Origin of the sequence: Ruegeria hyattellae, assembly GCF_041537925.1 — a bacterium.
Taxonomy (GTDB): domain Bacteria; phylum Pseudomonadota; class Alphaproteobacteria; order Rhodobacterales; family Rhodobacteraceae; genus Ruegeria_C.
In genome coordinates, this window is record NZ_JBGOSH010000007.1 from 240,911 (window position 1) to 251,668 (window position 10,758).

Consider the following 10,758-nt stretch of genomic DNA (forward strand, 5'->3'; position numbering starts at 1 on the left):
CCCATGATCTCGCAACTGTTCATTCGCCGCCCCAGATTTGCCATTGTCATTTCGGTGGTGATCACACTGGCCGGTCTGATCTCGATTACGCAGCTACCGGTAGAACAGCTTCCGGACATCGTGCCACCGCAGGTCCAGGTTTCGACCAAGTACCCCGGGGCCGGGGCCGAAGTGGTCGAGTCAACCGTTGCCCAGATCATCGAAGAACAGGTGATCGGCGTTAGTGACATGCTCTACATGAAGTCAGCCAGCGGTTCGGATGGAAGCTATAATTTACAGGTTACGTTCGCCGCCGGAACCGATCCAGATATTAACGCCGTCAATGTTCAGAACCGTGTCAGCCTGGCCATGTCCGCCCTGCCCGAAGAAGTCACGCGCGCAGGCGTCAATACCAAAAAGAAGTCATCAGCGCTGCTGCAGGTCGTGGCCATTACGTCTGACGATCCGAAGAATGACGATTTGTTCCTGTCGAATTTCGCAACGATCAACGTTATGGACAGCATCAAAAGATCCCCCGGCGTGGGTGATGCGACCCTTTTCGGGGAACTGGACTATTCGATGCGGATCTGGCTCGACATCGACAAGATGACCAATCTTTCGGTGACTGTTGACGATGTGATCGCCGCGCTCAACGCACAGAATGTTCAGGCAGCAGTGGGACGTGTTGGCGCACAGCCGATGGCAAAGGACCCGACCTTTCAGCTGAACATCCAGACACAGGGCAGGTTGAGCAGCATCGCCGAATTCGAAGAAGTTGTCGTGCGCGCCCTTCCCGACGGCTCATTTGTCCTGATCAGCGATATCGCGCGGGTGGAACTTGGGGCAAAAACGCAGGATTCTTTTGCCTCTTTTGACAACAAACCGGCCGCGATGATCGGTGTCTACCTTGAGCCGGGGGCAAATGCCCTTGATACCTCAAAGGGCATAAACAAAGCACTGACAGGATTGCAGAACGCCTTTCCTGATGGGGTCAACTGGAGCGTGCCATACAATTCTGTGACATTCGTCCGCGCCAGTATCGACGAAGTCGTAAAGACGTTGATACAGGCATTTGCTCTGGTCGTGATCGTGGTCTTTTTGTTTCTGGGCAACCTTCGGATGGCCCTGATCCCGCTCATCGCGGTTCCGGTTTCGCTTGTCGGTGCACTGACATTCATTCTGGCATTGGGGTTTTCGCTCAATACAGTTTCGCTGCTGGCGCTGGTGCTCGCAATAGGCATCGTCGTGGACGATGCGATTGTGGTGATAGAAAACGTCGAAAAGGTCATGGGTGAGAACCCGGATATGTCCGTACCCGAAGCCACCGGCGAGGCGATGAAGCAGATTACGGCACCCATTCTGGCCATAACCTGTGTGCTGCTGTCGGTATTTGTACCGGTTGCATTCATTCCCGGCATTACGGGAACAATGTTCCAACAATTCGCCGTGGCTGTTTCCTTTTCAATGCTGATTTCTGCGCTGAACGCCCTAACACTCAGCCCGGCCCTGTGTGCGGTGCTTCTGCGCAGGGAAAGCACCCCCAGACGCGGGCCACTTGCCTGGATATCGCGCCGCATAGACAACGCGCGCGATGGCTATTCCTATGCGGTCTCAATTCTTGCCCGACGGGTAATCCTGGCTGTTCTACTGCTGGGTTTTGCCCTTTTTGGCGCAGGCTGGTTGTTCAAGGTCACACCCTCCGGGTTTCTTCCCGTCGAGGATCAGGGGGCCTATTTCGTGGAAGTCGCGCTGCCCGAAGGCTCCTCGATCAATCGCACGTCCAATGTGATGGAGGACGTTTCGACCATCATCAAATCCGCACCGGGAGTGCAGGATGTCATGACGGTCACAGGCTTCAGCTTTATCGACGGCCTGAACAAGTCGAACAGCGGGTTTGGCATCGCGATCATGCAGCCGTTTGAAGACCGGACCGATCCCGCTCTGTCCGTCAGATCCTCGATCCGGCATGTCCGGCGCGAGTTTGCCGGTTTGGAAGATGCGATTGCCTTCCCGTTCAATCTGCCGCCAATCCTCGGACTGGGCACCGGTGCCGGGTTCGAATTCGAACTTCTGGACCTTCACGGCGATAACATACTGGATCTGGGCGCGACCGCGGCGGGGCTTGTCACGACCGCCAATGCCGATCCCCGACTGTCCGGAGTTTACACAACTTTCTCTGCGCAATCTCCAAAGCTGCACCTCGATCTCGATCGCAAACGGCTGCAGACACTTGGCGTGAATGTCGACGACCTGTTCCGGGCCATGCAGGTCACATTGGGCGGGTACCATGTGAACGACATGAATCTCTTTGGCCGGACATGGCAGGTTAACCTGCAAGCTGATGAGAAATACCGGGCCAATGTCGGGAATATCGCGCGCATTCACGTGCGAAACCGTGACGGAGATATGGTGCCGGTGCGCGCTGTTGCGAAGGTGGAACTCATTCTGGGTCCACAATTGCTGGCCCGCTACAATAATTTCCAGGCGGTCACCATTAACGGCGAACCGTCTCCGGGCGTGTCTATGAGCGCGGCCATCGCGGCGATGGAGGAAATTGCTGCCCAGACCCTGCCGGAGGGCTACAGCTACGATTGGACGGGAACAGCGCAGCAAGAGATTGAAGCCGCCGGAAAGACACCCATTGTTCTGGGGCTTGCTTTGCTTTTCGCATATCTCTTTCTGGTCGCACTTTATGAGAGCTGGACGATACCGCTTGCGGTTCTATTCTCAGTCGCCTTTGCGGTGTGTGGTGCGTTGGGTGCGCTGCTGTTACTGGGTCTTCAAAACAATCTTTACGCCCAGATCGGACTGGTTGTCCTGATAGCGCTTGCCGCCAAAAATGCGATTTTGATCGTTGAGTTTGCGATGGATCGGTACCGGCAGGGGCTGAGTGCGGTGGATGCCGCCATTCAGGGTGCCCGCGCGCGTTTCCGGGCGGTAATGATGACCAGCTTTGCTTTCATCGCCGGGCTCTACCCGTTGGTTGTGGCTGACGGTGCATCCATGCTCGCTCGCAGAGGCGTCGGCACGCCGGTTTTCGGAGGGATGATCGCAGCTGCTCTTGTAGGCATATTTGTAATACCGTCCCTATACATAATCGCTCAGCGTTTCAGAGAGAAAGTGCATAGAAAAACGAACAAGGGTGGTGGCGAAAGCACCCTTTAGATCATTCGGAGAAGCAGGGTAGAGGCAAACTGCATTACAGATTTTCAATCTTTGAGAACCGGGAAATCTGGCGGGCCTTGAACCAAATTTTTTCAATCGAATTCCTCACTAAGCGGAGTTGTGTTCAACGCCGCTTATCGGCCCTGTACGCACGAAAACGCAACCGCAATGGTATCGCTCAAATTAGTTCATCCTTCTCTATTCGGCGCGTTAAGTTCAAGCGCTTTCGAGCGTTCCACCACTTCGGCGTTCGGTGTCTTTCGCGAGCCTCGCTTCTCTCCGGATCGGCGCATGGCCTTCCCATCATGGGGTTAGAAGAATGATGTGGTCCAATCTGAACAGCATCGTCATCGCAATTGTGCGAATGATTGGACGAACTGCGAACTCACCTCATCCATCGTCCCGCAAAGGACATCTTTCCACCGCCTGGCAGAACTCAATTGCCTCCTTTCGGTCGAAACTCAGTTGGCTTTCGGAAGAGCTTCTCTTGTCCAACAAAAGTCGGATCCGTTGCACCACCTGCGGTGCATGATGACCGCCAACCGGCGCGCAAGTGCTACGATCGCTTTGCGCATTCCACGTCTCTTGGCCACATTCATGGCCCAGGCTTTTAGCCATGACCACTTCTGCGTCCGCGTCAGCATGACTTGGGCGGCCTCATAAAGCAGCGTACGCATCATGGCGTCCCCGCAGAGCGAGATCCGTCTGATCCGACGACTTTCTCCCGATTGGTTGAGCACCGGCGTCAGCCCAAGGGCCGGCCCGACCGTTCGCGAATGTCGGAACCGACCGGGCACTTCGATCGTACTGACGAATGCCAGTGAAGTAACGGGACCAACGCCGGCGATAGTTATCAACCGCCTACAAACCATGTCGTCCCTGACAATCTCCAGAACCCTGCGATGCAGACGGGAATATTCCTCACGTAGTCTTGAGCGCGCAGCCAGAAGCGACGTCATGATTTCGATCAGATCTGACCTGCCCTCAGCAAGCTCGCGAACGCGAGCTTCGAATTTGATGGCTCCAACGGCTCCGACTTTCAGACCGAAATTGCGCAGGAGGGCCCGAATGTCATTCTCGATGGCGAGTGCTTTTTCCTGCAGTAACTTGCCCGCGGTCAACAGGGCGCGGCGTTTCTGGCTCACTAACGTCTTCACATGCACCGGACGATAAAGATTGACCGGCATCATTTGAGAGATGCCGCGCGCGTCACTGCGGTCGCTCTTGTTGACCTGCGCCTTCAGAAACGCCTTCGTGTAGCGGGTTTCAATGCAGATCGCCGGAAGGCCAACACTGACCATCCCGTCGAACAGCCATTGCAACAGCGGACCGGCTTCAAGCCCTATCCGCCGAAATGACGATCTCACGCAAAGACAGACACAAACGTCTGAACCGACGTGGTGATCGCAATCAACCGAGTTTTCACACACCCTCTCTGCAGTGCCGACCTACGTTCCTTTTCTGGATTCACTCATACCACCGGGGAAAATTATGATCCGAGGTCTTTAGGGCCGCTGCTGCAAGCTCGGCTGCATTTGGCGCCCCGGCCGCGATTGCAATTAGCACATCCTTGCGGATCTCATCTTCCTCGATATGCCCTTCCGCTGAATATCGTGAAGCAAAAAGCAAGAGCAGAAACGCGGCGCTGAACTTCGTCGATATTGATCATCTGCGCTCCTTTGCTGGACTCACTGCCTGTGCAGTTTAATGTGGACCAAGGTCTGCTTTGTCCTGTGGTTTCAACGGATCAGCGCAACACAGGCTTCAAATTTCTCTGATGGTGTTAGGTTTTGCAAGGTCTTTCGAGGCCGCTCGTTGAGTTGGCGGGCTATGGCGCTGAGTTTGGCTTGGCTAAAGCCCGATATATCAATGCATTTGGGAAAGTATTGTCTGAGAAGGCGATTGGTGTTTTCATTGCAGCCGCGTTGCCACGGGGATAGGGGATCACAAAAAAAGACATCGACCTTTGTGGCGATGGTGAACTTTCGATGCCCTGCCATCTCCGAACCGCGATCCCATGTCAGCGATTTATAGAGCTCTTTGGGCAGCTTTCGCGCCTGTTTTATCAGTGCGTTTATGACGCTCTGGGTGTCCTTGTTCTCGACCTTTGCCAGCATCACAAAGCGGGACTGACGCTCGACGAGTGTGACGATGTAGCTGTTGTTCGACCCCGCGATCAAGTCCCCCTCCCAATGGCCCGGAACGGCGCGGTCCTCAACTTCGGGTGGGCGTTCACTGATCGAAATAGCATCTTTGATCTTGCGCAACTTAAGACCCTTTTGAGTGGCGTGCCTGGACCGCCGGATGGCTCGGGGACTACTCAGGCATTGCTGCAACTCTTTTTTCAAGACCCCACGTGTTTGAACATAGAGGCTGCGATAGATGGTTTCGTGCGACACGCGGTTTTGCTCTGCGTCGGGGTGTGTGCGTTTGAGCCAACCGGCGATCTGCTCCGGAGACCAATTCAAACGCAGCTTCCGCGATATCCAATGGCACAAGGGCGTGTTACCCGAGAGCTTGCAGGATTTAGGTCGCTTCGCACAGCCCCAGGCACTCTGGTCCGAAGGCGCTGCGCGATAGGCTTGACGGCCGCCATTGCGATGAACTTCCCGGCTGACTGTTGAAGCAGAGCGCCGCATCGCTCGAGCAATGGACCGAAACGAGCGTTTGGCTGCGAGACCTCGGGAAATCTCCTCGCGTTCAACCAAGGTTAGCGCAATACGGGACCTCGTACGATCCGGTGGCCGGAGGATCTGTCGCAAAGTTTGAAAACCACTCAATTCGATCAGTTGTAGCGCCCAAACTGGAACCTATCACAATCCAAAAAAGTGCTCGATTTGGTATGTTTTAGCACTCGTTGCGGAACCGGTGAGAAACTTTGCGAAATCCCAACCCGATGGACGCGCTGCGCAACGCGATGATCATCAGTGCACTGCCCTTTACGGTTGCTATGGGGCTCATGATGGTCTCGCTGACCAAGGCTCTCTACCGTGCTGGTCTGCGCGACAGGCACGTTGACACAAGAACGCAGGCCGCTGAATAGGCACAAGTCCGAATGCCGAAACAAACGCCGCTCCAATCAGCGCGGCGTTTTTCCTTTACAGATGGAGAAAGCGCCGGCCAGAGTCCCGTTTTACAAGCCTCGCACGGGCCCGGCTCCCACGCGGCACTGCGCATCCGAGCGAACGAGCATGGGCCATGCGGTGGCGTTCAGGTCGTTCCAGTGATCCGGGTCGACCTCGATCCCCTGTTCCAGCGCATGATTGTAGGTCGCTTGAAACTGCGCCGCCGAGATTTCATGCCGCTGAAGTTCGGGATGTTCGACCTGACGTGTCACCGCATCCGCCAGCAATGCGGGCGGATGTCTTTGACGACCCGCTCGGCCGTCGGTTTGTCGGTTCCAGCTTTCCGTCTCATCTTCACTCCTTGACGGTTCAGATGAGCCAGAAACCTTCCGTTATGCAAATCCTCTAATCAGGCCGACAGGTGCTGATCCCGGACAATCTGCTACATGGCCACCCAAACACCGCGCCAGTGCCAGGAGAGCGTTAAAAAAGCTGGAACCCAAATAGGAGACCACCGACACCTAAAGGGCGTGCCGGTGGTTTCAATGTCGTTACCGTTCTGGGATAGCATCGACACTAGCTAAGGATGTAATGAGCAAGTGTGGCTCGCGCATGGCAGGTTTGTGGTGGCGGGATGATAAAAAGTGCGGGGTTGCGGTTTCGCTCTTTTCTGAGCTAAGCCCGCTAATCTTGCTAATCGACTGAGGCACAAGATCCGCAGCATTGACCCATTGCAGTTTGCTCTCAAAATGGAACCACCAGACGGAAACATTTCTACCGGAGTCGGAGACCCCCATGGCGAAGAAGAGAAACCGCATCACGTTCCAATGCACAGAATGCGGGCACCCGGTTGGTATGAGCGAACTCAACCCGCCGAAGGACGACGAGGTGATATCGTGCCACGGCTGTGGTCATGAGTTCGGCACCTATGGCGAGGTGAGGGGCGCTGTGATTGAGATGGCCAGGGATGAAACCGACACTGTGATTGAACAGACGTTTGGCAAGAGACCCGGCTGAGAAAAACAGGTGTAAACCAGATTAACCCATCTGGTAGCGCAACCTTGCCCCCGCTTGGGGGTAGAGGGTACCTGAAGCATTCGAGAGCATAGGCTGAGGCTGCGTGTCCCCGTTAATGGGTTACTGACCGCTCCCCCGGCTGTCCTTTTGTGATTCCGCGCAGCCTCACAAGCGCAGTAATGCCCCACATGCAGCAAACGAAATTCGCAAGAGCCAACACCGGAGCGCGGCGGCGCTTAGCCTCGATTGGTCAAGACATGTTTCGACGGAACATTCCAGGGATCAGAAAACCAAATTTTGATGGTAGCCGCCTGCCACAACCATAGATAACATGATTACGAATGCAGAGGCGTAGTGGGTTGGCTTACGCCTCGACTTCTTGGGGCGCATGGTCCATTCGGACCATTTCTTTTGGTCATCACTGATACTTAATTCGTCTCCGTTTTTCACAGGAACAGCCTTCCGACTGGCATTATCTTGTCTCTCAGCCCAAATCGAAAATTTCTTCAGGCAGTTGGGCTGCGGGTATTTCAACTTCCGCATTAGCCTGCTCGGGCAACGACAACGTAGGAAGCACGGGTGCCCCACGAGCGGGACCCTCGGGTAATTCCGGCATGTCTGGTAACTGTACATCAGCCGGAATACCGGCCTCGGGAAACTCGAACTCTAACTCAGCGAGCTTGTCGATTGCTTTTTGGGACGGGTTCGGCATCTTTTCTGGCTTCATCGTCGCTTGTCCAATCCTGTTTGCGATTATGTACGGGCCTGCGCTGCATACTTTGTCGCAGGCGCGATGAACTTGCATGAACCGTGTTGAACACAATTGAAACACATTGTTCACTCTCTGTTAACACGGTCCTCGCCCACATCACCAATTGCGCCAGTATGGTTGGGGATTGACCGCTGCCCAATGGGGTGCTTGGATTAGTTGGCAGGGGCGATCCGCAGAATGGATGTGGCTTAGGCAGACCGTGTTGCATGGATCAGAATTGAGGCGAATTTGCCCCATACCCCATCACTTCAGAAGACACGTTCATACGCCGCACGACCGAAACCAGTCATGCGGTTGAGCGCCTTTGATGCGATTTGCGCTTCAGCTATTTGATTGTCGAAGTCACGCGCTTGCAGGCGATCGCCGATGACCTGTTTCCATCTGCCGATCTGGGCCTCAATCCGCGATCTCTCGTTGTATCGGCTGTGTTGCATGGATCATGTTGAGTCTGATACCCAGACGGCCCCTTCGCCTTCAGGATGCTGACGATGCCGCACAAGTTCAATGCCAGTCGACGAAGTAAGATCCCGAAGCAGAAGTATCGGGTGACCAACTGGGCGAGCTACAACGAGAGTCTTCGCCGGCGCGGGGATCTGACGGTCTGGGTCAGCGATGAGGGGCTGCGCCTGTGGTCTGCTCCTCGCCGGACGACACGTGGCGGCCAACGGATATACTCGGATCTGGCGATCGAGATCTGCCTGACCGTGGGCATGGTCTACAGGCAACGGCTGCGTCAAACTCAGGGTTTCATGCGCAGCATCGCGATCTTGCTTGGGGTTAAGGTTCCGGTACCGGATTTCTCAACGCTATCACGTCGCGGCAAGGGGCTGGCACTGCCTGAGGAGCGAAGACTCGACAGTTCCACTCCGATCCATCTGGTCGTTGATAGCACCGGCCTGAAGGTCTTCGGCGAGGGTGAATGGTTGGAGAGAAAGCATCAAACAAGGGCGAAACGCAAACGGTGGCGCAAGTTGCACCTCGGTCTCGATCTTGTTTGCGGCAAGATTGTTTGTGATGACCTGACCACGGAAGACGTCGGGGACCCGACTGCCCTACCAGGCCTGCTGGATCAAATTGACAGCCCCGTTGGTCAGTTTCTAGCGGACGGCGCATATGACGGTGGGCCGACTCGGGACCTGCTTTTCGCGCGTTTTGGCGAGACGCTCGAGGTTGCAATACCACCTCCCAAAAACGCGGCCCTCAGCCCTGAAGCAGCACAGACCCCTACGGATCGTGACCGTCAGATCGCTGAAATAGCGGCCCATGGGCGGATAGCCTGGCAGCGCTCCTCAGGATACAATCAACGAAGCCGGGTGGAGACGAAGATTGGCAGATGGAAGGCGGTCATCGGAACTAAACTGCGGGCACGCACCCTCAAAAACCAGAAAACAGAAACCAAGATTGGCGTCCGGATTCTCAACCGGATGACTGGACTTGGCCGGCCCACTTTTGAACGCACCGCCTGAATTCCGTCTTGGGTAGGGCGCGTTCCGAACTGCAACTGATCTATGCAACAAGGCCCCGGATCACCCGGTCCAGAGAGCAGGTTCGGACCCACGGAATGGGCCATTCTGAATTTGCCTGGACCATCGAGCTGAATGACCGCCGCGGCGGTCGTATTTGCTTCCACGCCACTGGGTATCGCTTTGAAAGGGTCGGAAAACCCGTCACCTGCGAGGAACAATGCATGCCTAAAAACTTGCGCCTACCGCAGTAGGGGCGAAAGGCTGTGTGGTCACCTCCGCAATGAACAGCGTTGGCGCCCAATTGCTATCTCACTTAGTATAACAATTGGGCACGTATTTCGTTAGAGTACTGCCTCTGCCACAATAGCCTGCGGGTTCATTTAGTATAGCTAGACCGAATGCGGAAACGAGTTTTCGTTCGCTGAAGACCAGCTTTGCTGCGCTTCTCAAACGCTATTAAGCCCGCTTTGCTTGGCGCAATCACTATGAGAAAGCGCTACCGCCCTGTCTGGCGTGGTCGTCGCGGTCGAACCAAACCAACGACAACTGTATCAAGCCATTGTCGTCGAGGGTCCATTCCTCCCAACCCAAAAGGCGAACAGGATCATTTTCACGCCTTCCGGGGCCGACCAGCATACCGGTAAACAGAGCGTGGTTCCCTGATAAACGAAAATCATGCAGCAACACAGAAGAACCGGGAAAATCGCGGAAGAACGGTGCTGCGTAATCCGAAGCTATCGCTCCCCGGCCTTGAATCGCTTTGCCGGAATTGAGCCGTGCCGCCCCATTTTCTGCGAAATGTGCGGCCACTTGCGGCGGATCGTTGGAACTCCACGCTGCAGCATACGAAGAAGCTTTCTCCAGCGCATCAGCAAACAACATTTCGGTTGCCCCTTGTTCGAACATGCTCACCCATTGGTTCTCAAGATGAGCCCATGGAAATATCCTAGTCGCGTAAGTGCAATAAGTCAGCTGTATCCGCACTGTGTGAGTTCGGGTTCAGCACCGCAAATGACGGCTGTTCATGAACAGGGGGGCGTGTTGCATGGATCGATCTGCCGCGGTACTTCCAGCGTTTTCTCTGACGAGAGCGACGGTAGATGCCATACAAATTCAATGATGCCGGTCGCGACAAGTTCCCCAAAGCAAAGTACCGGGTCACGAACTGCTCGGAATACAACGAAAGTCTCCGGCGTCGAGGTGACTTGACGATCTGGGTTTCTGACGATGTGGTGAAGAATTGGGCTTCGCCACGTCGCAAGACGCGCGGCGGGCAGGCACGTTATTCCGATCT

At 55.3% G+C, this 10,758-nt stretch carries 8 protein-coding genes and 2 pseudogenes; 5 read left to right on the top strand and 5 right to left on the bottom strand.

Going from position 1 to position 10,758, the window contains the following annotated elements; genetic code table 11:
- The first annotated feature begins 3 nt into the window (after positions 1-3).
- Positions 4-3,144 carry an efflux RND transporter permease subunit gene (locus AB1E33_RS17925; RefSeq protein WP_372578633.1) on the top strand — a complete coding sequence of 1,047 codons (3,141 nt, stop codon included), beginning with the start codon at positions 4-6 and terminating at the stop codon, positions 3,142-3,144.
- Positions 3,145-3,605: 461 nt separating this feature from the next.
- Here the strand turns inward: AB1E33_RS17925 and AB1E33_RS17930 are convergent, their stop codons facing one another.
- Entirely contained in the window at positions 3,606-4,574 is a 969-nt protein-coding gene (locus AB1E33_RS17930; protein WP_372578634.1) for an IS110 family RNA-guided transposase, read from the bottom strand.
- A 309-nt stretch (positions 4,575-4,883) separates the two neighbouring features.
- Positions 4,884-5,894: pseudogene (locus AB1E33_RS17935) on the bottom strand (IS30 family transposase); the annotation flags it as partial.
- A gap of 128 nt (positions 5,895-6,022) precedes the next feature.
- Between AB1E33_RS17935 and AB1E33_RS17940 the strand changes: the two are divergent.
- Positions 6,023-6,187, top strand: a complete 165-nt coding sequence (locus tag AB1E33_RS17940) for a hypothetical protein (protein ID WP_372578650.1) — start codon at positions 6,023-6,025, stop codon at positions 6,185-6,187.
- 90 nt (positions 6,188-6,277) lie between these two features.
- Here AB1E33_RS17940 and AB1E33_RS17945 read toward each other — a convergent pair whose 3' ends face one another.
- Positions 6,278-6,481, bottom strand: a complete 204-nt coding sequence (locus tag AB1E33_RS17945) for a hypothetical protein (RefSeq protein WP_372578635.1) — start codon at positions 6,479-6,481, stop codon at positions 6,278-6,280.
- A gap of 523 nt (positions 6,482-7,004) precedes the next feature.
- Between AB1E33_RS17945 and AB1E33_RS17950 the strand changes: the two genes are divergently transcribed.
- Positions 7,005-7,226, top strand: coding sequence for an FmdB family zinc ribbon protein (locus AB1E33_RS17950; protein WP_372578636.1), 222 nt, complete (start codon positions 7,005-7,007; stop codon positions 7,224-7,226).
- Between the two features lie 484 nt (positions 7,227-7,710).
- On the opposite strand, the gene AB1E33_RS17955 is transcribed toward AB1E33_RS17950, so the two are convergent.
- Positions 7,711-7,953: a hypothetical protein gene (locus AB1E33_RS17955; protein WP_372578637.1), complete on the bottom strand. Its 243-nt coding sequence runs from the start codon at positions 7,951-7,953 to the stop codon at positions 7,711-7,713.
- A gap of 533 nt (positions 7,954-8,486) precedes the next feature.
- On the opposite strand from AB1E33_RS17955, the gene AB1E33_RS17960 reads away from it, so the two are divergent.
- The gene (locus AB1E33_RS17960; RefSeq protein WP_372578638.1) at positions 8,487-9,464 is read left to right on the top strand and encodes an IS5 family transposase; all 978 of its coding nucleotides are present in this window, start codon (positions 8,487-8,489) and stop codon (positions 9,462-9,464) included.
- A gap of 483 nt (positions 9,465-9,947) precedes the next feature.
- Here AB1E33_RS17960 and AB1E33_RS17965 read toward each other — a convergent pair whose 3' ends face one another.
- A complete protein-coding gene (locus AB1E33_RS17965) occupies positions 9,948-10,370 on the bottom strand; it encodes a nuclear transport factor 2 family protein (RefSeq protein WP_372578648.1) in 423 nt (140 codons plus the stop codon).
- Between the two features lie 194 nt (positions 10,371-10,564).
- On the opposite strand from AB1E33_RS17965, the pseudogene AB1E33_RS17970 reads away from it, so the two are divergent.
- Positions 10,565-10,758 (top strand): annotated as a pseudogene (locus tag AB1E33_RS17970) (IS5 family transposase); the annotation flags it as partial.

Coding starts and splice junctions, on each gene's coding strand:
- AB1E33_RS17925 (WP_372578633.1), top strand. CDS start 4: ATGATCTCGCAACTGTTCATTCGCCGCCCCAGATTTGCCATTGTCATT.
- AB1E33_RS17950 (WP_372578636.1), top strand. CDS start 7,005: ATGGCGAAGAAGAGAAACCGCATCACGTTCCAATGCACAGAATGCGGG.
- AB1E33_RS17955 (WP_372578637.1), bottom strand. CDS start 7,953: ATGAAGCCAGAAAAGATGCCGAACCCGTCCCAAAAAGCAATCGACAAG.
- AB1E33_RS17960 (WP_372578638.1), top strand. CDS start 8,487: ATGCCGCACAAGTTCAATGCCAGTCGACGAAGTAAGATCCCGAAGCAG.
- AB1E33_RS17965 (WP_372578648.1), bottom strand. CDS start 10,370: ATGTTCGAACAAGGGGCAACCGAAATGTTGTTTGCTGATGCGCTGGAG.